The sequence below is a fragment of the Macrococcus sp. 19Msa1099 genome (assembly GCA_019357535.2).
Taxonomy (GTDB): domain Bacteria; phylum Bacillota; class Bacilli; order Staphylococcales; family Staphylococcaceae; genus Macrococcoides; species Macrococcoides psychrotolerans.
The window spans coordinates 474,064-499,343 of sequence record CP079955.1 but is presented as its reverse complement, the minus strand read 5'-3'; the positions used below and the strand labels follow the sequence as shown (position 1 = coordinate 499,343).

At 36.2% G+C, this 25,280-nt stretch carries 23 protein-coding genes and 1 pseudogene; 10 read left to right on the top strand and 14 right to left on the bottom strand.

Annotation, left to right across the window (positions count from 1 at the left end; translation table 11 throughout):
- Positions 1 to 57 precede the first annotated feature (57 nt).
- On the top strand, positions 58 to 1,281 hold the full coding sequence (gene pepT / locus KYI10_02610; protein ID QYA33348.1) for a peptidase T: 1,224 nt from the start codon (positions 58 to 60) through the stop codon (positions 1,279 to 1,281).
- 77 nt (positions 1,282 to 1,358) lie between these two features.
- Here the strand turns inward: pepT and KYI10_02605 are convergent, their stop codons facing one another.
- Positions 1,359 to 2,429 (bottom strand): glycerate kinase, encoded by a 1,071-nt coding sequence (locus tag KYI10_02605; protein ID QYA33347.1) that lies wholly within the window; start codon positions 2,427 to 2,429, stop codon positions 1,359 to 1,361.
- Between the two features lie 72 nt (positions 2,430 to 2,501).
- Positions 2,502 to 2,822 (bottom strand): bacillithiol system redox-active protein YtxJ, encoded by a 321-nt coding sequence (gene ytxJ / locus KYI10_02600; protein QYA33346.1) that lies wholly within the window; start codon positions 2,820 to 2,822, stop codon positions 2,502 to 2,504.
- A gap of 144 nt (positions 2,823 to 2,966) precedes the next feature.
- Between ytxJ and KYI10_02595 the strand changes: the two genes are divergently transcribed.
- On the top strand, positions 2,967 to 3,182 hold the full coding sequence (locus tag KYI10_02595; GenBank protein QYA33345.1) for a hypothetical protein: 216 nt from the start codon (positions 2,967 to 2,969) through the stop codon (positions 3,180 to 3,182).
- 19 nt (positions 3,183 to 3,201) lie between these two features.
- Here KYI10_02595 and KYI10_02590 read toward each other — a convergent pair whose 3' ends face one another.
- The gene (locus tag KYI10_02590) at positions 3,202 to 4,101 is read right to left on the bottom strand and encodes an EMYY motif lipoprotein (protein ID QYA33344.1); all 900 of its coding nucleotides are present in this window, start codon (positions 4,099 to 4,101) and stop codon (positions 3,202 to 3,204) included.
- A gap of 90 nt (positions 4,102 to 4,191) precedes the next feature.
- Between KYI10_02590 and KYI10_02585 the strand changes: the two genes are divergently transcribed.
- Together KYI10_02585 and murB are read left to right on the top strand one after the other, a co-directional pair.
- Positions 4,192 to 4,689 carry a GrpB family protein gene (locus KYI10_02585; protein QYA33343.1) on the top strand — a complete coding sequence of 166 codons (498 nt, stop codon included), beginning with the start codon at positions 4,192 to 4,194 and terminating at the stop codon, positions 4,687 to 4,689.
- 54 nt (positions 4,690 to 4,743) lie between these two features.
- Positions 4,744 to 5,658 carry a UDP-N-acetylmuramate dehydrogenase gene (gene murB / locus KYI10_02580; GenBank protein ID QYA33342.1) on the top strand — a complete coding sequence of 305 codons (915 nt, stop codon included), beginning with the start codon at positions 4,744 to 4,746 and terminating at the stop codon, positions 5,656 to 5,658.
- A gap of 76 nt (positions 5,659 to 5,734) precedes the next feature.
- On the opposite strand, the gene KYI10_02575 is transcribed toward murB, so the two are convergent.
- From KYI10_02575 to nrdI, 4 genes are all read right to left on the bottom strand, one after another.
- Positions 5,735 to 6,484, bottom strand: a complete 750-nt coding sequence (locus KYI10_02575; protein QYA33341.2) for a FixH family protein — start codon at positions 6,482 to 6,484, stop codon at positions 5,735 to 5,737.
- Between the two features lie 127 nt (positions 6,485 to 6,611).
- Positions 6,612 to 7,580: a class 1b ribonucleoside-diphosphate reductase subunit beta gene (gene nrdF / locus KYI10_02570; protein QYA33881.1), complete on the bottom strand. Its 969-nt coding sequence runs from the start codon at positions 7,578 to 7,580 to the stop codon at positions 6,612 to 6,614.
- Between the two features lie 61 nt (positions 7,581 to 7,641).
- On the bottom strand, positions 7,642 to 9,747 hold the full coding sequence (gene nrdE / locus KYI10_02565; GenBank protein ID QYA33340.1) for a class 1b ribonucleoside-diphosphate reductase subunit alpha: 2,106 nt from the start codon (positions 9,745 to 9,747) through the stop codon (positions 7,642 to 7,644).
- Positions 9,710 to 10,099: a class Ib ribonucleoside-diphosphate reductase assembly flavoprotein NrdI gene (gene nrdI / locus KYI10_02560; GenBank protein ID QYA33339.1), complete on the bottom strand. Its 390-nt coding sequence runs from the start codon at positions 10,097 to 10,099 to the stop codon at positions 9,710 to 9,712. Before nrdI ends, nrdE begins: the two co-directional genes overlap by 38 nt.
- 358 nt (positions 10,100 to 10,457) lie before the next feature.
- On the opposite strand from nrdI, the gene KYI10_02555 reads away from it, so the two are divergent.
- The 5 genes from KYI10_02555 to KYI10_02535 all read left to right on the top strand — a co-directional run bounded on the left by KYI10_02555 (position 10,458) and on the right by KYI10_02535 (position 16,285).
- Positions 10,458 to 11,312: a DMT family transporter gene (locus tag KYI10_02555; GenBank protein QYA33338.1), complete on the top strand. Its 855-nt coding sequence runs from the start codon at positions 10,458 to 10,460 to the stop codon at positions 11,310 to 11,312.
- Positions 11,313 to 11,322: 10 nt separating this feature from the next.
- Complete coding sequence (gene queF, locus KYI10_02550) at positions 11,323 to 11,823, top strand: preQ(1) synthase (GenBank protein ID QYA33880.1); 501 nt, start codon at positions 11,323 to 11,325, stop codon at positions 11,821 to 11,823.
- A gap of 158 nt (positions 11,824 to 11,981) precedes the next feature.
- Positions 11,982 to 13,496, top strand: a complete 1,515-nt coding sequence (locus tag KYI10_02545; GenBank protein ID QYA33337.1) for a peptide MFS transporter — start codon at positions 11,982 to 11,984, stop codon at positions 13,494 to 13,496.
- A 283-nt stretch (positions 13,497 to 13,779) separates the two neighbouring features.
- Complete coding sequence (locus tag KYI10_02540) at positions 13,780 to 15,291, top strand: peptide MFS transporter (GenBank protein QYA33336.1); 1,512 nt, start codon at positions 13,780 to 13,782, stop codon at positions 15,289 to 15,291.
- 85 nt (positions 15,292 to 15,376) lie between these two features.
- Positions 15,377 to 16,285: a diacylglycerol kinase family protein gene (locus tag KYI10_02535; protein ID QYA33335.1), complete on the top strand. Its 909-nt coding sequence runs from the start codon at positions 15,377 to 15,379 to the stop codon at positions 16,283 to 16,285.
- A gap of 88 nt (positions 16,286 to 16,373) precedes the next feature.
- Here the strand turns inward: KYI10_02535 and KYI10_02530 are convergent, their stop codons facing one another.
- The 7 genes and pseudogenes from KYI10_02530 to KYI10_02505 all read right to left on the bottom strand — a co-directional run bounded on the left by KYI10_02530 (position 16,374) and on the right by KYI10_02505 (position 24,253).
- Positions 16,374 to 16,907, bottom strand: coding sequence for a 5'(3')-deoxyribonucleotidase (locus tag KYI10_02530; protein ID QYA33334.1), 534 nt, complete (start codon positions 16,905 to 16,907; stop codon positions 16,374 to 16,376).
- A 65-nt stretch (positions 16,908 to 16,972) separates the two neighbouring features.
- Positions 16,973 to 18,025, bottom strand: coding sequence for a histidinol-phosphate transaminase (gene hisC, locus KYI10_02525; protein ID QYA33333.1), 1,053 nt, complete (start codon positions 18,023 to 18,025; stop codon positions 16,973 to 16,975).
- 84 nt (positions 18,026 to 18,109) lie between these two features.
- On the bottom strand, positions 18,110 to 19,624 hold the full coding sequence (locus KYI10_02520) for an ABC transporter permease/substrate-binding protein (GenBank protein ID QYA33332.1): 1,515 nt from the start codon (positions 19,622 to 19,624) through the stop codon (positions 18,110 to 18,112).
- Complete coding sequence (locus tag KYI10_12615) at positions 19,624 to 19,797, bottom strand: CBS domain-containing protein (GenBank protein XBW67573.1); 174 nt, start codon at positions 19,795 to 19,797, stop codon at positions 19,624 to 19,626. Before KYI10_12615 ends, KYI10_02520 begins: the two co-directional genes overlap by 1 nt.
- Positions 19,798 to 19,833: 36 nt before the next feature.
- A pseudogene (locus KYI10_02515) lies at positions 19,834 to 20,544 on the bottom strand (ABC transporter ATP-binding protein).
- A 64-nt stretch (positions 20,545 to 20,608) separates the two neighbouring features.
- On the bottom strand, positions 20,609 to 22,375 hold the full coding sequence (gene recQ / locus KYI10_02510) for a DNA helicase RecQ (GenBank protein QYA33330.1): 1,767 nt from the start codon (positions 22,373 to 22,375) through the stop codon (positions 20,609 to 20,611).
- 3 nt (positions 22,376 to 22,378) lie between these two features.
- A complete protein-coding gene (locus tag KYI10_02505; GenBank protein ID QYA33329.1) occupies positions 22,379 to 24,253 on the bottom strand; it encodes an ABC-F family ATP-binding cassette domain-containing protein in 1,875 nt (624 codons plus the stop codon).
- 128 nt (positions 24,254 to 24,381) lie between these two features.
- Between KYI10_02505 and KYI10_02500 the strand changes: the two genes are divergently transcribed.
- A complete protein-coding gene (locus KYI10_02500) occupies positions 24,382 to 25,197 on the top strand; it encodes a ZIP family metal transporter (protein ID QYA33328.1) in 816 nt (271 codons plus the stop codon).
- Positions 25,198 to 25,280 lie beyond the last annotated feature (83 nt).

Genomic DNA, 25,280 nt, shown 5'->3' with positions numbered 1-25,280 from the left:
ATGACACATATTCATTTTAAGTATAGAATAATATTAATGAAGACAGGAGGAATACAGATGAAAGAAAAACTAATTGATAGACTTACTTCTTATGTTGTTATCGATACACAGTCCGATGCTTCTATTACAACAACACCATCAACGGATAAACAGTGGAATCTTCTTAATCAGCTTAAACAGGAGATTGAGCAATTAGGTCTTGAAACGGATATCGATGAATTTGGTTACTTATTTGCAACATTGCCATCCAATACTGATAAAGAAGTTCCTGTTATCGGTCTGTTAGCGCATGTAGATACAGCTACAGATTTCACTGGAACAAATGTTAATCCTCAGATTATTCAATCTTATAATGGTGATGCTATCACTTTAAAGAGTGGGCTTAAGATTGAAACTGAAAAGTTTCCGGAACTCTCGCTTTACAAAGGGCACACATTAATTACGACAGATGGTACTACATTGCTTGGGGCGGATAACAAAGCAGGTATCGCTGAAATTATGACAGCAATAGAATACTTGATTGCCCACCCTGAAATCAAACACGGCAAGATTCGTTTCGGCTTTACTCCAGATGAAGAAATCGGACGCGGGCCGCATAAATTTGACGTAGAACGTTTTGGTTGTGATTTTGCATATACGATCGACGGAGGCCGTCGTGGAGAACTACAATATGAAAGTTTTAATGCAGCAGGCGTCAATATTACGTTTAACGGGGTAAATGTGCATCCGGGAAGCGCTAAAGATAAAATGGTGAATGCGCTCAACCTTGCAGTACGCTTCCAGTCTTCTTTACCGGCAAACGAAGTACCGGAACATACAGAAGGTTATGAAGGCTTCTTCCATTTGATGGAGTTGAATGGAAATGTTGAACGTGCACAACTTTCATATATTATAAGAGATCATTCTCGTGAGCAGTTTGAAGCACGTAAAGTAACGATGCGTGACATCATAACGTCTATACAGAAAGAATATGGTGAACAAGCTGCGCATATCGAGATTAATGATCAGTATTATAATATGGGCGAGAAAATTACACCACATCCACAGCTTATAGATATCCCACTTGAAGTAATGAAATCATTAAACATAGAACCAATTGTTGAACCGATTCGTGGGGGTACTGATGGCAGTCAGTTATCATATATGGGTTTACCTACACCAAACTTATTTACAGGTGGAGAAAATTATCATGGCCCATATGAATACGTCTCTGTTGATGATATGGAACGTGCTGTTATGAATATCGTTGGTATATTACAGAAGTTTGAAGAGAAAGCTTAATCTTCAACATCCTCATCACTATAACAAGACCCGGACAACGCAGGCATAATTTATGTCTACACTGTTCGGGTCTTATATTACTTACTTAATTTCATGATACTTTGAATAGCTTGCTGCAACTGTAATCCGATCTGTATATCTTCTGTAAGCTCAGTAACTTCTGGATAGACATTTAGTGGTACGACGCTATCCTTTATATGATGCGCAAGAAATTGTTTACCTGCAGAAAGATAAATATATTGCTTACTTTCATCGATGCGGTTGTTGATTTCACTGACAATCAATGAGCCTGATGTCTCTTCGTTACTTCCTCCACCATAAATAATCACATCTGCTTCTTCTAATAAAGATTCAATATGCGTTCGTTCAAAGATGAGTTGTGCGGAAGTTCTGATATCTGCTTTAAAGTATTGTTCAAAGATTGTTCTAAGCGCTCCACCATCCCCTCCATATGGAGAGTATGTATAATCTAAGCCGTGCTTTTTAAATTGCTGTAGCATATACCATATACTATTATCTACTCGTTGCTTAACGTCAAAAGCATAGTCCTGCGCACTGACTTGACTTTTTTTTCCGTAATTATGATATTTATGGTCAGAAATAATTTTGAAGTTCACATGTTTTAATCTTGAATCCATATCATCAAAATGCATGTAACGTACAAATTTAAGCAGCCCTTGATGCATCACACTATCAATCAACTGATGATCTCGATCATAGAACTTAGCACCTAATGCCTGTAGCATCCCTGCACCTGCATCGAATACTGCAACATTTCCTAACGAGATAATAAACGATGTCATTCCCATATCCAAACCATTCATCAGCATCTGACCAAGTCCGTAACTTGACGTTTCTTCAGGCACTTCACTATTTAAGAACTGTCCTGCATCAATTAGCATTGTATCGTGAGCAACACGTGCGACTTGAATATCTGTTTCAACCAAATTGCCATTATATACTTGCTGTGAGAGTTTCGCACCTTTTTCCCATGTGAGCAGAGCATCAATCATATTTTTATCGCTCTCAAATAATGGTACCATCACTACATTTGCATCTTCTGTCTCTATCCCGTCATATACATACTGATTCGCATGTTGAGAATACAACGTATTAAAGAAAGTATCCATCGCTATTAATATCTTCATCGTTTCCTCCAAAATAAATAACTAATAGAAATTCTATTAGTTATCGATTGTTTTGATAAAGCATCGTACATTCTATTCTTCTGCTTTAGAAAGATTTGCTATTGTAATATTTCTATGACTGTCATGCCATTTCACAGTTTTATCTGAGAAATAAAAAGCTTGAGGAGATTCATGCTTTACTTTAGTTAAATCAGCAATATAGTCTGAAAGTTCTCTAGCCTGCTGAACAATTAAGTAATAACCATTAATATCTCTTTCATACATAAAGTTCTCGAACTGGTCATATGCACTTGCAGAGATTGGACAAGTGTCAGAGTGTTTCAGGAAATATACATTCGTATGTTCTTCTAATAACTTCTCGAACTGCTCGATTGTATTAATTTTAATCATCATCTTATTTTTCCACCTATCTGTGCCTTCAAAGATAAAATATATCACGCTTCTACGTATTTAGCAATCGCATTAATATTTATTATACCCCTATCTTAATATAATACACATGATATAATGAAATAAATATCTTTATTGGAGGTTATAATGAATCAAAAATATCCATTAAAACGCTGGACTTTCGTAGATACCATTAATTTATGTCTGTTTATTTACGTAGTATTGTTTGTCATTGATTTCAAAAATCATAGCGGACTTTCATTCATCATTATTGCTGCATTTATCATCTGGGTGCTTACAGTAATTTCTAAAAACATCATCATATCAAAGAAACAGAAGGAACAACAATATTTAAAAAAATAAATGATACCTTATAATGGTATCATTTATTTTTTTCTTCTAGCTTTCCTAATGCTTCATAATATTCATCATCGATTGACTGGATATATTTTGTATTTTTCAGAATATCTTGAATCGGCATATTTTGTAACTTTGTTTCAATATTCATCGCAAGCTTACGTTCTCTATAATAGTTCATCAGGCTATAATAAATTTCAATTGTTGCTTTACGCATACCCAATACATTTTTTGAAGAGATCTGAGTCTGATTAAGTTTGTCAATATTCGATTTTAGAAATGGGAGTAGTTTACTTTCAATATACTGCTGCTTTTGTTTAACCGTTGCATCAGTTGATAAATATTCAACTTTGTTTTTAAGCTGCTCACTATTGTCATTAATAACATCCGCTAATAGTTCGTATTCCTTTGCGTCTTTCCCATTGGCTGAAACTTGATTTGCATATTGTTCACTTAAAGCCTTATTTTTTTCAAATACTTCCGTATACTGAAGTATCTTTTCATTAGATTGAATCGATTGATTAAACAACTTCATATAGTGTTCCAGATCCAGAATAAACTGTTTTTTCTTGATTAAATTTCTTTTATAAATGTTATGAACTTCCTTTACTTCAGAGGTTTCAGGGTTAATGGCTTTTACTTTTTGTTCATAAACTTTCAACTGGGGCCTTATCTTGTTATGTATCGATTCTTCAATTAACTTCAACTTCTTTTTCTTTTCTTCTGTTACTTCCGATCCGAGCAATTGATCAGCTTTATCTAAACCTAGTTTATCCAATTCATGTACAAGCTTCTTTTCTTCTGATTGTACATCATGCATTTCCGCTTTATAATTTTTAATATCAGATGTCACTTTATCCCCACACGCTGCAAGAATAATTGATATACTCATTATTAAATATATAAATATATTAATTTTATTCATATCGGCTCTCCTTAGATATCAATATTATACCTAAAAATGATTAGAATGAAAACATGATTTATTTTTTCAAACTTGAAAGGAAGATTTAAAATGAAAGTAAAACCTAATAATTTTATCAACTATTCCCCTGATCGCTATGTATCAGAGTACAAAATAATACAGCAAAGTTTATTAAACCTGCTCGATTCACCAGTGATTAAAACATATCATATCGGCTCTACTGCAATTGAAGGAGCAAATACTTCAGGAATTATCGACATTCTTGTAATTGTGAAGCGCCTTCATGAAATAACAACATTGGATGAAAAACGTTTAAACTTATCAGGATTTTATAGATTACATCATCCATATAAGAAAAAATGTGTCTTTTCTCAGTTTGATAGTCTTAAAACACTTAATGAACAAGTACGACTTCATATTGTTGAGAAAGATAGTAAAAAACAAGTTCAATATTTGGAAGGGCAACGCTATTTACTGAATCATATTACGGAATATAATCATTTTAAACAGAAGATTGATGCGCATCTCAACTTGAAACAATATGAAGATGAAAAATCGTCATGGTTTCATCAATGTCTTTCTGTCTAATTATGCTATCCTTTGCTATAATGAGGAATGAATTCAATGAAAGGGCGAACATTTATGCAATTACATACTATAGTCGATCAGCTGAAGAAATCTATTCAGTCAGAACATATAAAAATCAATGAACCATTAAAGAAATATACTTATACGAAAACTGGTGGCAATGCTGATATATATGTCATACCGACAAACTATGCAGAGGTACAGGCCGCATTAAATGTAGCTAAACAAAATGATACCCCAGTTACATTTTTAGGGAATGGTTCAAATATTATCATTCGAGATGGTGGCATTAGAGGCATCGTTATCAGTCTACTTAACCTTACCAAAATAAAAGTTAATGGGCAGTGTATAACTGCCAGCAGTGGTGCAGCGATTATCGATGTTAGCAGAACTGCAAGAGACCATCATTTAACCGGTCTTGAATTTGCGTGTGGTATTCCAGGCTCTGTTGGCGGTGCTGTATTTATGAATGCTGGAGCTTATGGCGGTGAAATTAAGGATGTGATTGATCATGCTTTAGTCATTAACCATGAGGGTGAAATCATCTCACTTGATAATCAGGCATTAGAACTTGACTACCGTACTAGTATTATCCAAAAAGAACATTTTGTCGTACTTGAAGCTAGTTTTAAGCTTGCTCCTGGGGATATTAAGTCTATCCAGTCACAAATGGACATACTCACTGAACGTCGAGAATCAAAGCAGCCACTAGAATACCCATCTTGCGGGAGTGTGTTTAGACGTCCGCCGGGTCACTTTGCTGGTAAACTTATTCAAGAGGCACAGTTACAAGGTCACATCATCGGCGGCGTGCAAGTGTCTGAAAAACATGCTGGCTTTATCGTAAATGTGAACGAAGGAACTGCGACTGATTACGAAAATATGATTGCCCATATTCAGGAAACTGTCTATAAAAATTCAGGCATCGCGCTAGAAACAGAAGTAAGAATTATCGGAGAACCATTATAATAAAAAGAGTTAATATTAGCCAAAAAGAGCTTGAGATATACAGTATGATATCTCAAGCTCTTTATTATTGACGCGCTTATTTCACTTCAAATTCTGTATCATTATGAACATGAAAGTCGGGTTGCTTTTCTGCATGTGCTGTAACGGTATATTTTCCACTCTCAGCAAATGTATGTTTTGTTTCATATTCTCCGAGTTTACTTTCCTGCAAGTCCACCCACTCAGTCTTTCCAGAAGGTGTCTTCACTTCAAATCTTGCAACAGATGCCTCTGTTAACGGCTTGCCTTCTGCATCCATTACATGCATCATTAATGTTGTTTCTTTATCTTTCTCTGCTTTAATATCCATTATATGTATCATACCGGCATGATGGTGATCTTGATGACTATGCTGTTGTGCAGCATCTCCAATCGTTATTTCTTTATTCGGCATTGTATGCTGGTTAAATGCTGTAACATGGCTAATAATGTTATATGTGCCATCTTCTTTAAAGTTATATGTAAACGTGTAAACACCATCTTTTGCTTCTTTAACTTTTTCTTTAACAGAATTTTTTGTATCGCCATCTTTAATCACTTCAAACATTACTTCATCAGCATCATTCACTTTTTCTTTTCCATGTTTCACGAGTGCTTTAATTTCTACTGTTTTCCCCTTTTCTACATGCTCAGGTACAGTTAGATCTACCGTTAACGGTTGTACTTTTTTATCAGATGTTGTTGCATGATTTTCATGCCCTTCATGCCCTTCTTTCTTTTCTTCTTTGCCACATGCTGCTAAAGCAACTGTGCATAGACCTATCATCAATAATCTTTTTGCGTTCATAATGTTCCTCCTCAATATTTATACGCTTACAATTATGTCTGTTTTATATATTTCTAGCAATGTCCAATTTGTGACAAATACTGTACTTAAAAAGAGCTTGCGACATTTGTCACAAGCTCGTCAAATATTAAGATTCAAATTGGAAGTCTTCGTCTGTTAATGCTTCTACGTTTAATGCGATAACGTAACCGTCACCTTTAACACTGAAGAAGTCGTGGTTTTTCGTAGAAGTGTTTAAGGCATTCTCAATGATTGGATTGAAGCCTTTCTCTTCAAAATAAGGTTCGAATCCTAAGTTTGCTAATGCTTTGTTACCGTTATACTGTACATAATTTAAGACATCCTCTGTGAGCCCGACACGGTCATACAGCATCTTAGTATAACGCTCTTCATTTGCATAGAGTTCCTTTAATAAATCATACATCTCTTTATCTGCACGCAATTTCTCATCATCTGTTAATTCATTGCGTAAACTTTGTGCATCTAATCCTGTAAATACACCATGAATAGATTCGTCTAGCAGAATCTTACGAATAATCTCTCCACTCGTCGTCATGCGACCTTGACCAGCTAAGTATAGTGGATAATAAAATCCACTATAGAATAAAAACGTCTCTAAGAATACGCTGGCAACACGTGCCATATACTGATCATAGATTGTCGCTTCTTTGCCCCAAAGTTTATGGTATCTAGAAACGATCTTTTCTGATTTAAACTTTAGATGCGGTTCATTCACAACCCAGTTATCAAGCAATTCATTCGTTTCAGCAGATGGTAAGAGCGTAGTGAAAATATGAGAATAACTTTTTGCATGTATCTGCTCCATCATCCCCATAAATGAATAAACTGCTTTTTTACGTAAATCTTTCGTATGCAGACCGATGAGTGGCATACCATCGTCCGCTTGATGAGTATCTAATCCTGTGAGACCAGCAAGTGCATGGTTGAATGTATACTTTTCATCTTCAGTCAACTCTTTCCAGCTTGCAATATCTTTTGAAACTTTAAATTCTGATTCTACCCACATCTGTGAGATATTCTGTCTCCAGAACATATTTGTCATGTCTTCTTGTGTATTCCAGTTAACGGCTATCATATTTTCAGTCCTTTTGATTGTTATACATATTTTAAAGGCTGATAACTCAGCCTTTAATGATTTAGATTGCGCAGCTTGTACATTCTTCAACACTTAACAATTTATTTCTTGTGTAATACAGTGATTTTAAACCTTTATGATGTGCATATACGTATAGTCTTGCAAGTTCTCTCGTAGAAATATCACTGTTCACAAATAATATTGTACTGATACCTTGGTCTATATGTTCCTGAATCGTTGCAATTAGATCAATCAACTTCATTTGATCCGTATTAAATGCTGATTTGTAGAACCACATTGTTTCAGGTGATAAAAATGGCATAGGATAGAATGTTTCAGCATTACCATAAGTTCTACGTTCAATCTGATCAACGATCGGCATAACAGAACTTGTTGCATTTTGCACATAAGAGATACTTTGTGTCGGTGCAATAGCAAGACGATATGCATGGAATAGTCCATTTTCCATCACTTTTTCTTTAAGATCTGCCCAATCTTCTGGCGTTGGGATTGCTATCCCTTCAAAAAGTTCAACAACTTTGTCTGTTGTAGGTCTATAGTCTTTCGCAATATATTTGTCGAAATAAATACCAGATGCATAATCTGACTTTTCGAAGTCTGCGAATGTCTCATTTCGTTCAAGGGCAATTTCCATAGAGCGCTCTAATGAATAATAGTTTAACATCATAAAGAACGTCGCTGCGAATTCTTTCGCTTCCTCTGATTCATATCCAATTTTATTCTTTGCTAAGTAGCCATGTAGGTTCATGACACCAAGCCCAACCGAATGCAGTTCGCGATTTGCTTTTGCCACACCAGGAGCATTTTTAATATCCGCTTCATCACTCACAGTTGTAAGTGCATCCATACCAGTATGTACTGAATCTTTAAATTTCTTAGATTCCATTACATTCACAATATTCAATGATCCTAAGTTACATGAAATATCTCGTTTGATTTCATCTTCAGTGCCATAATCATTAATAATGGATGTTTCTTGTAATTGGAAGATTTCTGTACATAAATTGCTCATCTTAATCTGACCGATATTCGAATTTGCATGCACTTTGTTCGCATTGTCTTTAAACATTAAGTATGGATAACCCGATTGAAGTTGCGTTTGAGCAATCAAGTTTAACATTTCACGTGCATCTTTAGATTTCTTCATAATATTTGGATTTTCCACAAGTTCGTCATACATTTCATCAATGTTTAGATCGTCTAGCGTTAAACCATATTCACGTTCCACTGTATGTGGTGCAAACATAAAGAAATCTTTGCCCTCTTTCGCCAAATCAAAGAATTTACTTGGTACGATAAGTCCAGTAGAAATCGTCGATAAACGTAAGTCTTCATCAGCATTTACCTTCTTCGTATCCAAGAACTCGAGCACGTCATAATGGAAGATGTTTAAGTATACAGCACCTGCACCTGGACGTTGTCCTAGTTGGTCTGCATAACTAAATCCGCCTTCGAGCGCTTTAGCTACAGGTAATACACCTTTAGCCACACCTTTAATGCCTTTAATTGCTTCTCCTCGTGCACGTAACTTTGACAAGTTGATTGCAACACCGCCACCAATTTTAGATAATTGTTTCGCAGTTGAGTCGATATAGTTGATAGAATTTAAACTATCATCTACTTCTAATAAGAAACAAGATACAAGCTCACCGCGTCTTGCACGGCCTGCATTTAAAAATGTAGGTGTCGCCGGTTGATAACGTTGCTCAATCATCGCAGAGATTAATTGTTTCGCCTTATTTACATCACCTTTAGCTAAATATAGGCTTACAATAATAACATGCTCTTTATAATCTTCTAGATATTGCTGTTTATCATTTGTTTTCAATGCATAATCTTTAAAGAATTTACTTGCCGACATATAACTCGCAAAGTTAAATTCAATGTCTTGTGCATACTTAATAATATCGTTCAAATCTGTTTCGTTATATTCATTAAATAAATCATAATAAAAATCTTGTTCAACGAGATACTTAAGACGCGCAATCGGTGTATCAAATGTTATCGTTTTATCTTTTATTTCTTCTAAGTAAACTTTAAGCGCTTCTTGATCTTTATCAATATCAAAGAAGCCATCTTCTCGACGTTTTGTGACCTGGTTATTAAGTTCAATATGATTGTACTGTTTCTCTTGTGCGATATTCACTGATTTCTTCCACCTTTATATTAAATTCTTTCACATCTTTATCATTACCGTGTAGTTCAAACTTCATTAATAATGGCACATGATATGTACTACTTATTAAGTCTCCTGCACGTGCAAAGTTCTGACCCCAGTTTCTGTTACCGCTGGCTGCTACAGCTATTAAATTTGCACTATGACGGTCCAGAAACTGTCTAACTGGATTCGGTATCTCGCCAAACCCTATCGTTCCTGTTACAATGATATACGGTTCATTTATACCTTCCGCTTGATCCAGAGTTAATGTATTTGCATACTTTGTTTTCTGTATAAAACGTTTCACATTTCCAGTGAGCGAATAATAGACGATGAGCATAATATCACTCCTCTCATTTAAAAGCAGTTGTGAACAATAATATTAAAACTATCTTTAAAACTACTCAAAAATTTATGTATTATGTGCTTGACTTTTAGCAATTCGCAAGTATTGTGTTCGCATCAATACCGAACACAAGATATAGTGGTATATTTTCCAACAACCACAAGATATACGAATAATTATAGCATTTATAAAGGGGTTTTCAACGTTTAAACCTTGTAAAAATTTATATTTTTAGGGTTGACTTTTGAAGAAAACGAGCAAACCTTTGCTATTACTCACTTTGATAAACGTAAGAAATTTTGTATTTAAATTATTGAAAATATATTCATATTACTGAAAAAGGAGGACACATATGAATAATAAAATAAAAGGAATATTATGGTTGGTTGCTGCTTCGGTTGGTTTCAGTTTAATGGGTGCCTTCGTAAAGCTCTCTGGAGATTTGCCTGTCATACAGAAATCATTGTTTCGTAATATTATCGGAATAATCCTTCCTCTGTATTTCATATACAAGTATAAAGCGCCTCTTTTTGGTCATAGAGAGAACCAGCTAACGCTTATTTTAAGAAGTGTCTTTGGAATGATTGGTGTGCTTCTTAACTATTATGCAATTGACCGCATGGTGTTAAGTGATGCAGATATGCTGAATAAACTCAGTCCATTCTTCACTATTTTATTTTGTGCATGGTTTTTAAAGGAATATATTAGAAAGTATCAATTCATCAGCATGATAATTGCATTTATTGGTGCTCTATTTATCATTAAGCCGAATTTCAGTTCAGATATGTATATTGCCATAATAGGTGTCCTTGGCGCAATGTTTGCAGGACTTGCCTATACAACATTACGTGTACTCGGTTCAAAAGAGAAGTTCTATACGACTGTGTTTTACTTTTCGTTCGTATCAACAATTGTACTTATTCCACTCACATTGCTGACATATCAACCCATGACAAATGCGCAGATCATCTATCTGATTCTATCCGGCCTATTCGCTACGCTCGGACAATTCGGATTAACAATCGCTTATAGCTATGCACCAGCGAAAGATATTTCAATATTCTTTTATACGACTGTGTTATTCAGTGCAATTATAGGATTTATTCTATTTAATGAGACCCCGGACTTACTAAGTTATCTCGGATATATTATAATATTCTTTGCGAGCTACTATATGTTTGTAAAAGCAAAAGTGAAACAACATTAATCAGGAGGCTATTATGTCAGGAAGACAAAAAGAAGAATTACAGGATATTACGTTACTTGGTAATCAGAACAATAAATATTTATATGAATATGACCCGACAATATTAGAGTCATTTGATAACAAACATCAAGGTCGTGACTATTTTGTTAAGTTTAATTGTCCGGAGTTCACAAGTTTATGTCCGATTACAGGACAACCCGACTTCGCTGCAATTTATATCAGCTATATTCCAAATATCAAGATGGTTGAATCAAAGTCATTAAAACTATACTTATTCAGCTTCAGAAACCATGGAGATTTTCATGAAGACTGTATGAATATTATTATGAATGATTTAATTGAACTTATGGACCCACACTACATTGAAGTATGGGGTAAGTTCACACCGCGTGGTGGTATTTCAATTGATCCATATACGAACTACGGGCGCCCAGGAACTAAATATGAAGAAATGGCATCTTATCGTCTGATGAATCATGATTTATATCCTGAAACGATTACAAATAGATAGCACGGTATAACGAAGCTGAGAGATTTCAAAATCTCCGCTTCGTTATTTTTATTATTTACATTCTTTTTAAAATTATTCAAAATTCGAATTGTCTAAATATTCTTTTAGGTGTACAATATTATCTTATTATAGTATTTAAATTTGAAGGGGGAAAATGAATGTCTCAACATACAAGGGAAGAAATTGTAAATAGTATGCCGAGAACTGGATTCTTTGGACATCCTAAAGGTCTGTTTACACTTATGATAACTGAGTTCTGGGAACGTTTCAGTTACTATGGAATGAAAGCAATATTAGTTTATTACTTATATTATTCTGTTAAAGATGGCGGTTTTGGATTACCTGATGCACTTGCATTACAAATCGTATCAATATATGGTGCGATGATCTATATGAGCGGTGTGGTAGGTGCATGGCTTGCTGACCGATTTATCGGAACGCGAAAAGCCATATTATATGGCGCGATTCTCATCATGATCGGTCATATATTACTATCTCTACCGAATAACTTCACCTTGTTACTTGTCGCACTATTATTTATCATTTTAGGTACAGGATTGCTTAAACCGAATATTTCTTCAAATGTCGGAGAAATTTATGAGAAGAACGATCCGAAGGTAGATTCAGCATTCACACTATTTGTAATGTCTATTAACTTAGGTGCATTTATTTCACCATTAATTGTCGGATGGTTACAGAAAAATGCCGGATTCCATTACGGATTTGCTGTTGCAGCTGTCGGAATGTTCTTTGGATTAATTATTTATGTATTACGTGCTAAACCCACTTTAGGGCTATCTGGATTGGACATCCCAAACCCAGTAACACCTGAAGATAAAAAGAAAACACTCACATATGTAACAGTGATTGTTATTGCATTTGTAATTTATTTCTTATTCGCCCAACTTACTGGCAACTTAAACTTACAAACATTTATGTCACTTGTAACAGCACTGGGTATTGGTCTGCCAGTTGTTTACTTTATTATGATGTTCGTATCCAAAAAGACGACATCTGAAGAGAAATCACGTGTAGCAGCATATATTCCATTATTCTTAGCATCTGTTGTATTCTGGTCAATTCAGGAGCAAGGTTCAACAATCCTTGCTGCGTTTGCCGATAAGAATACACAGTTAGATTTAGCTAAAGTGACAAATGGTGCCATTAACTTTGTAATTCCACCAGCTTGGTTCCAGTCACTAAACCCATTATTTATAGTAACACTTGCACCACTATTTGCATGGTTATGGGTAAAACTCGGACGATTTAATCCACCAACAGTAGTTAAGTTCAGTATCGCACTATTTTTAGCAGGTTTCAGCTATGTCGTGATGGTTTATCCATTAACGCATAACGGTGATGCTTTAATGAATCCTGCCTGGTTAGTATTAAGCTACTTGCTAGTAACAATGGCTGAGCTTTGCTTATCACCTACTGGTTTATCAGTAACAACAAAACTTGCACCGAGTGTATTCGCATCTCAAATGATGAGTATATGGTTCTTAGCAAACACAGTCGCGCAGTTATTTAACGGTCAAGTACTCGTTAAATATTATGATACTGTTAATAACGCAACTTACTTCGGTAACATCGGAATGGTTACAATCGGATTAGGGATTGTATTACTTATTGTAAGTCCTTTTATGAAACGCTTCATGAAAGGGATTCACTAATAACTTTATAAATTTTAACACCCTTAAAGTATATAGGATGCTTTGAGGGTGTTTTTGAGTTGCTTAATATCGTGAAATTATTATATTAGTAATACATATTATAATTAATAGATTATATTAAAATAAAAACATAACACTTTAACTCTTTAAACGAAACTAGCATATCAACTTTTTGAAAATTTCGTCTTTTTAAAAAGTTATTGAATGATATTAATTTAATGGTAAAATTGTATTCTGAAATAACATTAATTTTCAGAATATTTTTATTACGGAAGGTGAAATTATGGAAACAACGAAATACTCCCGTGAAGAAATGGTACAAAGTGTACCACAGACTGGGTTTTTCGGACATCCTAGAGGATTAGGGATTCTATTCTTTGTAGAGTTCTGGGAACGCTTCAGTTATTATGGGATGCGCGCAATCTTAATTTATTACATGTATGATACGGTTGCTAACGGTGGGCTGGGTATGGATAAGACAACTGCCGCAAGTATTGGATCGATGTATGGATCATTGATCTTTATGACAGGAATTTTAGGTGGCTGGGTTGCCGATAGATTGATTGGTTCCCGAAAAGCCCTGCTCTACGGGGCAACATTAATTATGCTCGGACATATTGCAATGAGCTTACCGTTTGGAGTTCCTACATTTCTAGCATCTATGTTTTTAATTATTGTGGGATCCGGATTAATGAAACCCAATATTTCTAATGTCGTCGGCGGACTGTATCATAAAAATGATAGTCGTATGGATGGTGGTTTTGTAATTTTTTATATGTCTGTTAATATGGGTGCCTTTCTTTCCCCTTTAATTGTTGGTGCACTCCAAAAACAATATAACTATCATATCGGATTTCTAGCAGCAGCCCTTGGCATGGCGCTTGCATTAGTCGTATATATCATCTTCAATCGTAAATCACTCGGTTTAGTCGGAAATGAGCCTACAAACCTATTACAAGGCGAAGAAAAGAAACGTTACTCAAGAAACATTGTTATCGCAGCAATTGCACTTATTAGTATTATTGTAGTTACTTTAATGATGGGAATCCTTACATTTAATACATTTTCATTCGTCGTAACGATTCTCGGCATTGTACTCCCTATCGTCTACTGGTTCACTATGTATCGAAGTGAGGATGTGACATCAACTGAACGTTCAAGATTACTTGCATATATTCCATTGTTCTTAGCGAGTGTAATGTTCTGGGTCATTCAGGAACAAGGCGCAAATACCCTGGCATTATTTGCAGCTGAAAGAACTCAGCTGGACTTGAAACCTTTATTTGGTATTGATTATACGTTGCCAGCTGCATACTTCCAATCATTAAATCCATTATTTATCGTAATATTAGCACCTGTCATTTCGACATTATGGATTAAATTAGGTAAGCGTAATCCAACGACACCATTTAAATTTACTTTAGGGATTTTGTTTGCAGGATTGAGTTTCTTAGTGATGATTCTTCCATTAACACAAAATGAGACACACCTCATCAATCCGTTATGGCTAGTTTTATCTTTCTTACTATGTGTTATCGGAGAATTATGTTTATCCCCGACAGGTTCTTCAGTATCTGTTAAATTGGCACCTGTCGCATTTAATTCACAAATGCTAAGCTTATGGTTCTTATCGAATGCTACAGCTCAAGGATTAAATGCACAGTTTGTAAAACTTATAGAACCACTTGGTTATACGAAATACTTTATTTTTATTGGTACGATTGCCATGATACTATTTGTTATCATATTGTTAATGAATAGATGGATTTCAAAGAAAATGGATGGTATTCACTAGACACAGCGCCTATGCGCTGTGTTTTTAATTTAGGCAAATGAGGTATATAATATAACGTAACAAATAACAATAAGAAGGTGTCAATATGCATAAATTTGATAACGGCATATTATTTTATCACGATAAAGCAGGACAAGGTGATGTACACGAAATCATCGGAGAGGTTACAAAGCATCTATCACAGATAATTACCCATCTAACAATCTACAGAAGCTTAGAGCAAGGTGAGATCTATGAACTACTTACACAGTCCTCACAGCCATATGATATATTTCTTATTCTTGGTGGTGATGGTACTGTACATGAACTGATTAACGGGATGATTGATGGCGGCTACCATAAACCAATCGGAATCCTCCCAGGTGGCACATTTAATGACTTCACAAAAACGTTAAATCTAAACCCGGAACCTGTACGTGCTGCTACTCAGTTAATCGAGTCAGAAGTTAAATATTATGATGTGCTAAAGACTAATGAACGCTATGCACTTAACTTTGCAGGAATGGGTCTCATGGTTGATAACTCTGAAGGGGTCAATCCACAAGTAAAGAGTAAAATCGGCAAGTTCAGCTACTTCTTCTCTATGATCAAAAATGTCTCTAATCCTACCTTCTTTGAGTATGAAATTGAAGTTGATGGCAACAAATCATATGGTACATCTTCTATGATTATTATCGCAAACGGTCAGTTTATCGGCGGAAATCGCATACCACTATCTGAACTTTCACCAAGTGACGGCATTCTCAATGTATTCATCTTTAAAGATAGCGGCCTTAAATCATTTACAGACATGATCGGTGAGAAATCAGAAGTCAACTGGAATGAAATCAGTCAGAATATTGAACACATCGCCGGAGAACATGTTCATCTGAAAACAAAAGATGAACTGTCAGTAGATGTAGACGGAGAAATTGATCTTGTGACACCGCTTGACGTTACGATTGTTCCAAATAAAGTTAAGATCTTAACCGCGCCAGTGAATACATTATTTTAATAGATATAGATACTATCATTATTACGACAACACCCAGACCATATCTATATGGTCTGGGTGTTGTCGTTACGTATATAAAGCTTAGTATCTATTTATCCAGGAAATAACGTTCAACATCATTCCATGAATTTACTCTATCAAATTCAGAAATACTTCGGTTATGTACCGCATCAAAGATAATACCTTTACCTTTAAATGCGCGCAGCTGTCTCGGATTATCATCTATCAGATAATCTGTTCCAACAATGCTTTTATTACCGCAGAAGATAAAATGCTGTGGATCTAAAAATGGAAAATGCTCTCTCAGCCATTCATATTTTGCATCGAATGATGTCGGCACATCCATCGCAGCTGTAGCAATATAGACATCATAATGATGGTTGAGTCGCTCTACGACACGTACTGCATCAGGAAATACTTCTAAATCTCTAAAGAAACCTCGATCTAGTAACAGCTTGTCTAATTTATCCACGTGTTCTGGGTATTCTGTGCGAAGTTTCCTTTCGTACAAATCTTCTTTTGTTAAGGACATACCTGCACTTTCATTAAACTGAAAGATAACTTTCTTCAATGTATCTGCAAGTACTTCATCCATATCAATTGCAATTGACTGTCTCATCATAATCATCCTTTATCCTGTATTACTATTATTATAAGCAATCTAGATTGCTAATTGTAGTAATTTGATTAACTGAAGAATGAATGGAGTACTTTATGAACTTTTTCATTATCGTCACGCGTACCAATTGATATTCTTACCCCATTAGGCATCGGCCTAGCAATTACTCCACCCTTAATCAATGCTTCGAATAACGCTTCAGCCTGATTCGTCTTCACAAATATAAAGTTTGTTACGCTATCTATAAGGTGTTCTTTGTAATCCGCTTCAAAGAATTTATTACGTTCTTTATCATTATGAGCAACATAATCCTTTAAATATTGCTGGTCTTTTAATGCAGCAATTGCTCCGACTAGCGAAAGTGCTGTCACGTTAAACGGCAGCTTTACTTTATTGAACACATCAATATATGCTTTAGATGTTATGGCATATCCTACACGTAGTCCTGCTAATCCATAGGCTTTAGAGAATGTTCTGAGCACAATCAGATTTGGGAAGCGTTTAAGTAACGCTACGCCATCTGGATAATCCTCACGCAGAACAAATTCAAAGTATGCTTCATCCAGTACGACCATTACATCTTCATGTACACTTTCTAAAAATCCAGTTAATTCTGTTTCAGTAACATAAGTACCTGTCGGATTATTCGGGTTACAGATCCAGATGATACTTGTCTCATCATTCATCTTATCTTTAAAACTTTCCAGATCAAACTCCCCTTCCTTCAACGGTACACTGACCACTTCATTATCTTCAATCAGTGCATGTGTCGTATACTGAATAAAAGTACCTTCACTCGTCAGGATGTGGCCTTTGGGATTCAGACGTGCACGCGAAATCATCATGATAATTTCATCTAATCCAGCTCCTATGAGAATTTGGTCACTATCTACCTGATAGAAATGAGCGAGTGATGCTTTTAAGTGTACCGCTTCTGGATCAGGATAATAGTTGAGTGCATCTTGTGAGCGAATGGCTTTGTATACTTCCGGGGACGGGCCCATTGGATTTTCATTCGATGCCAGTCTGCTGAAGTCTCCCTCAACATTAAACTTGCGCTTTAATGCTTCCTCTGATAATCCCGCCTTGTAGACGCCTAGACTTTCTAGTTGTGGTTTCATATTAGACCCTCCAATTCATTTTATATTATGATAGAGAAAATAAAAAAAGATAGCAAATTTTTGCTATCTTTTTAACAAATTAATTTATTTTATAATCTTTTCTTTTTTTAAATATGCCTTTGCGACACTTTCTGGCGTCTTATTGTTATATGCAACCTCATAGTTCATCTTCTGCATTTCTTCATCCGTAATCTTACCTGCAAGTTCATTTAATGCATCGACAACCTGTGGATGTTCCTCAATTGTACTTTGTTTTAATAAAGGCGCACCCTGATATGGTGGGAATAGGTGTTTATCATCTTTCAGCACGACCATATCATATTTCTTAAGTTCTGCATCCGTTGAATAAGCGTCCATCAGATCTATCTTATTCTGATCAATTGCCTGATAACGAATCTTCGGTTCCATCGTCTTCACGTTATTAAACTTGATATTATATTTCTTCTGGATTCCTTTGTAACCATCATTTCTATCATTAAATTCTAAAGTAAACCCTACTCTGATATCATCTTTCATCTTTTCAAGATCAGATATCGTTTTTAAGTTATGTTCTTCAGCATAACTTTTCTTTACTGCGAGTGCATATGTGTTGTTGTATTTCATTGGTTTTAGTAAAGCCATATCATATTTTTTCTTCAGACTTTCATTAGCCTGCTGATAAACTTCAGCTTCTGTCGTTGCCTCAGGATCTTCTTTAGTGATTTCTCCAAGCACTGTCCCTGTAAACTCCAGGTAGCCATCAATATTATCTGATTTCAAAGCATTGAATAAAAATGTTGTCTTACCCATACCTGGTGAAACCTCAACTGAGACATCCGTCTTTTCTTCAATGACATATTTGTACATATTTGTAATAATCTCTGGTTCTGTTCCAAGCTTCCCTGCAAATTTCAGCTTCTCTTCTTTACCAAATAATAAAGGTCCTACTGCTACAAGTAAAAATACAAGCAGCATCACACCGAGAATGTAGATAAGCTTTCTGTAGCTCAATTTCTCCATACGCTTTAACAGGAAGTCAAATATTAATGCAAGTAGTGCTGCCGGAATTGCTCCTAACAGGAGAATGCTTGTATTATTACGGTCTATACCAAGAAGAATTAAATCTCCTAAGCCACCCGCACCTATAAATGCTGCAAGTGTCGCAGTACCGATGATCAAGACCATCGCTGTTCTGATACCAGCCATAATGACCGGCATCGCTAAAGGAATTTCAACCTTTGTCAGCTGACGGAATGTATTCATACCGATTCCGCTCGCTGCCTCTTTCAGTGAAGGATCTACTTCTTTGATCCCTGTATATGTATTGCGCAGAATCGGCAGTAAAGCATAGATGACGAGGGCTATGATTGCTGGCACTCGACCAATACCGAATAGTGGAATCATCAACCCGAGCAATGCAAGAGATGGAATTGTCTGTAATACCGCTGTCACATTAATAATAGGTTCAGCAATCCTCGAATGACGTGTCAAATAGATTCCAATCGGTATCGCAATGAATGTTGCAATTAATAAAGCAATAAATGAAATTTGAATATGTTCGAACAATGCCTGCAATAATTCATACTTACGTTCTGAAAATGTCTGCCATAACGTATTCATTACATCGCCTCCTTACTCAGTTGACGTAATACGTCATTGCGTGATATAACACCAATTCTTCTTGTATCTTCCATTACAGCGATATATTCATGCTCAGTGAGTAAGGCATAGACATCATGCAATGAAGTATCCGGTGCTACTTGTGCTGAAGTAGCTACATCGATTGGCCTCATTATATTTCTAGCATATTGCTTAATTTGCACCGCATCACCCATAAATGTCTTAACAAATTCATTATTCGGGGCATTGATGAATGATTCAGGTGTTCCAATCTGTTCTATCTTCCCATTATTCATCAAACATATTCTATCACCAAGCTTCAAAGCTTCAGATAAATCATGTGTAACAAAGATTATCGTCTTCTTAATTTCTGATTGAAGACGAATGAGATCATCCTGCAGCTTTTCACGTGAGATAGGATCTAGTGCACTAAATGGTTCATCCATCAATATTACTGGAGGATCCGCCATTAAAGCACGAACAACACCTACACGTTGTTTCTGTCCACCGGATAATTCATCAGGATAACGATGTAAATATGCTTCGCTTTCAAGTCCAACCATATTCAATAAGCGCACCGCATCTTTATCGATACGTTCTTGAGACCATTTCTTCATAAGAGGCACTTGACTAATATTCTCCTTAATTGTCATATGAGGGAATAGTGCAATTTGTTGTAGCACATAGCCGATATCCCAGCGCATCTCATCAAGTTTGTAATCACTGATAGGTCGATCTTTAAAGTAAATGTAACCTTCTGACAACGGAACCAATCTGTTGATCATCTTCAATGTCGTTGTCTTTCCACTACCCGAAGGTCCGATGATAACAAAGAATTCTCCTTCTTCAATTTCAAAGTTGATATCATCCACAACCGTATTTTCACCATAACGTTTCGATACATGTTTAAATTTTATCATGTTGCACCTCTTATAGAATTTAATGTAATATATATAACCTAAACTCTAGAAGTTAAACAACACATTAGCTTACATAATCCTGAATCACTTCAATAAATTTTGGGCAGTAATGTTTTAGCTTATATGATCCGACACCTTCGATTAGTATCATATCTTCTTTAGAAACAGGTTTTTTATCAGCAAAGAGCTCAAGTGTATGATCAGAAAATATAGTAAATGGTGGTATATCCAGCCGTTCACTTAATTCTTTACGTGCGGTCTTAAGTGCCCTTAACAATGTATCATCTATAGCACCTATCGTTGTAATTTTTACTTTCTCATTGTATTGATTCGGTTTATAATATGTCATCACCTGTTCATCATTAAATAAGATGGCTTTTGCTGCTTCATCACAATATAGATAGTGATCATGGATTCTTATATAGCCATTAAAGATTAACGTATCGATAAATGATTGCACAGCGCTCGCCTCATAGTCCTTTAATAACCCAAAAGTAGAGAGCTTGTGCAGTGATTCGTTGTGAATCTGATCATCATTTTCTCCGTGCAGCACTTTAGAAAGCAGGTGTTTAGTTACAGGAATCTTTATGCGGATGAGACAACTTAATATTTGTTTCGCTTCTGTCGTCATATTATAATTCTCATCCTGGCTCAGACAGTTAGAGCACTGACCACAATTTTTCAGTGGTTCATTTGGATTAAAGTAATTAATGATGGTTGACTGCAGACAGCGCTTCGTCTTCGTATATTGAATCATTTTACTCAGTTTGTCTTTCTTTAATTCCTGCACTGGTTCAGGCGCTGTCTCAATAAAGAAATGCTGCAACTTAATATCCGCTTCTGAATACATTAAAATACACTCACTCTTCAAACCATCACGGCCTGCTCGCCCTGCCTCCTGATAATAGCTCTCTAAGTCCTGCGGCATATTATAATGAATGACATATCTGACATTGGATTTATCAATCCCCATTCCAAATGCATTCGTTGCAATCATTACCGGAATATCATCTCGAACGAAAGCACTTTGATTACGTTCTTTTTCTTCCTTCTTAAGTCCGGCATGATAGAATGTATGACGAATCTGATTCACTTCAAACACTTCACTTAACAACTCTACTTGCTTTCTTGTGCTAGCGTAGATAATTCCTGATGCATCACTATGACTCTTTATATAGTCAATCACCATCTTTTGTTTCTGATACGTCGGGTCTACGATGAACTTCAAGTTTTCTCTTTTTGTACTTGTTTCAACAACATGCTCCAGTTGAATATGCAGTAAGCTGCATATATCCTCCTTAACATCTACGGTAGCCGTAGCTGTTAATGCCATAAGCGTAAAATGGTGAGGTAACGTCATCACCTTTTGTACGACGTCACGGTAGCTGGGTCTAAAGTCATGTCCCCATTTTGATATGCAATGTGCCTCATCGAAAGCGACAAGTCGAATATCAAGGGCGTATAACAGCTGCTGAAAAGAATGATTATCAAATCGTTCAGGCGCAACATACAGAAATTGACACTCACCTGAAATTAATTGCGTTTCAACTGCACGCATTTCCTGTTTCGTTAATGAAGAATTGATATAGCTAGCTTTAATACCACTCGCATTGAGTGCATCCACCTGGTCTTTCATCAATGAGATGAGCGGGCTTATGACGAGCGTCAATCCTCCTTTGTAGATGCCCGGCACTTGATAGCATATAGATTTCCCGCCACCTGTCGGAAGAATGCCAAGTGTCGGAATATTATTTATCGCATAATCTATTAATTGTTGCTGTCCGGGCCTAAAGCTGGAATAACCAAAATACTCTTGTAATATGTGTTTCATAACCTACTCCATTCGTGCAGAAAGTTCATCCCATTCTTCAAAGTATGTTTCATATAGTATTTCTTTCTCCTGACGTTCAGTCGTCAATTGATTGAGTTTATCATAATTTGTCGTCTCTTGTGCAATTCTATTATCAATATCTGCAATGTCCTGTTCTAATGATTCAATCGCATCTGTCAAAAATTCAAAGCGGCGTTTGTCTTTATAGGATACACGTTTTGTTCCCTTTTCTTGATTTTTATGTTTCTCACTTTTCTCTGGCGACTGTATGGTAATATTGCTCTCTATCTGTGATTTGAAGTCCAGGTAATCTTCAAAATCCCCTAGTATTTTATGAACTGTATTTTCATGTACATACCAATAGGAAGTCACTGCTTTATTCAGAAAATATCTATCATGGCTGACCGTGATGACAGCACCTTTAAATGACTCAAGATACTGTTCTAATACGGTCAATGTCTCTGTATCCAGATCATTTGTCGGTTCATCCAGCAATAATACGTTAGGTCCTTGAATCAATATACTTAGTAAATAGAGGCGCTTACGTTCTCCACCACTCAGTTTACTAATATAGGTACCGTGAACAGCGGACGGAAATAAGAAGCGTTCCAGTAATTGCGTAACGGAAATCTTTTCACCTGTAGAAGTGAAACCTATTTCAGCTTTCTCTCTTAAAAAGTCGATCATACGCATATCTTTTTCCAGTTCCATCTCTACTTGTCGGTAATATCCGACTCTCACTGTCTGGCCTACTTTGATCGTCCCCGTTTTTAGTGTAAGCTCTCCAGCCAGCAGATTCAATAGCGTGGACTTTCCTGTGCCGTTCTGACCAACAATACCGATACGATCTGTCGTCTGCACAATATCACTGAAGCTTTCAAATAATATTTTATCGTCAAAGTGCATCCCAACCGATTCTAGTTCAAATACTTGCTTACCAAGACGCTTATTTTGAAGATTGATTTCCATCGTTTCCGATTTCTTCTGCGCTTTCACTTTATCTTCTATATCACTGAAACGGTCAATTCTCGCCTGCTGTTTCGTTGTTCTCGCTTTCGCACCTTTGCGCATCCAGGCGAGTTCTTGTTTATACAATTGCTTTTCCTTCTGTTCCTGATTGGCAAGGATAAGTTCATCTTCGGCTTTTTGAACGACGTAATCTTCATAGTTACCACGATACTGATAGAGCTTACCATTTCTTAATTCAACAATACGGTTCGTAATCTCATTCAGGAAGTAACGGTCATGTGTCACTATGAGAACAGCTTTGTTATAGTTTTTTATGAACTGAATGAGCCAATATATGGATTCAAAATCAAGGTGGTTGGTCGGTTCGTCAAGTAACAGTAAATCAGGTGCCTTAAGTAAAGATTTTGCAAGCGCAACACGCTTCTTCTGTCCACCGCTAAGTGTAGTAATCGGCGCCTCAAGATTCAATATTCCGAGTTTCGTAAGAATTGCTTCTGCAGAGCTGCGATATGTAAATCCATCCATTTGTTCAATTTGCGTCTGAACTTCACTAAGTTCATGTGCCAATGTGTCATTATAATCTGATTCCATCTGTTTTAATATGTGATTATATTTCTTAAACAACTGCATCACTGGATGCGCACGGTCCAGCACATTATCAGTAATTGAAAGTGATTCATCTAGTACAGGCGATTGTGCTGCGTACTCGATTGTAAATCCATTAGGATGAGTCACTGTTCCATTATGTTCCTCTATTTCAGCAATACATTTTAACAGCGCACTTTTACCTGTTCCATTGATACCAACAAGTGCAATTTTATCGCCGGTTGAAATGCTTAAGCTAAGGTTTTCGAATACCGTTTTTACACCGTACTGCTTTGTCAAATTTTCTATTTTATATGCTTCCATAATATAAACTCCCACTTATTTTCTTTATTTCATATAAGAAACAATATCTCATTAAACACGTATATGATATAGTTATGTATTATAAATATCAATATAATATTATACAGTTTTTTTATAAGGAGGTACATATGTTCGAATGGTTTAGTGAGTTATCACCAATGGTACAGGCTGGAATCGCAGGAATCTTTACATGGCTGATGACAGGACTTGGTGCGTCTATCGTATTTTTCTTCAAGACTGTAAATAATAAAGTGCTGAATACGATGCAAGGCTTTGCCGCGGGCGTTATGATTGCTGCATCCTTCTGGTCTTTGTTATCACCAGCAATCAGTTTTAGTGAAGACAATGGCGTAACACCATGGTTACCAGCTGCAATCGGCTTTTTATTAGGCGGTCTCTTTATCCGCCTGCTCGATGTCGTTATTCCACATATCCATCCAAATGCCTCTAATCCTGGGCATGTTAATGAAGGACCATCAACAAATCTTAAGAAATCTACATTACTTTTTTTAGCAATTACGATGCATAATATTCCTGAAGGATTAGCTTTAGGTGTCGCATTTGGTGGTGTTGTCAGCGGGAATAGTGCTGCACTAATGGGTGCAATAGGGCTTGCAATCGGTATTGGTATTCAAAACATACCTGAAGGTTCAGCATTGTCTTTGCCAATACATGGTGATGGTAAGTCTAAGATGAAAGCATTTAATCTCGGACACGGTTCAGCAATCGTCGAACCGATATTTGCAGTAATCGGAGCAGGTGCTGTTTTACTTGTAACGCCACTCTTACCGTACGCACTTGCATTTGCAGCAGGTGCAATGATATTCGTAGTCGTAGAGGAGCTGATACCAGAATCTCAGTCTGGAGATAATACAGACTTAGCTACAATGGGACTCATGGTCGGATTTACAATTATGATGATATTAGACGTCGCACTGGGCTAAGGTTGAAAAAAATGCGATTCTTGGCCCTCAGCAAAATAAAAACGGCGCCAAGAAAATGTTCTTTGTTTTCTGCGTCGTTTGAA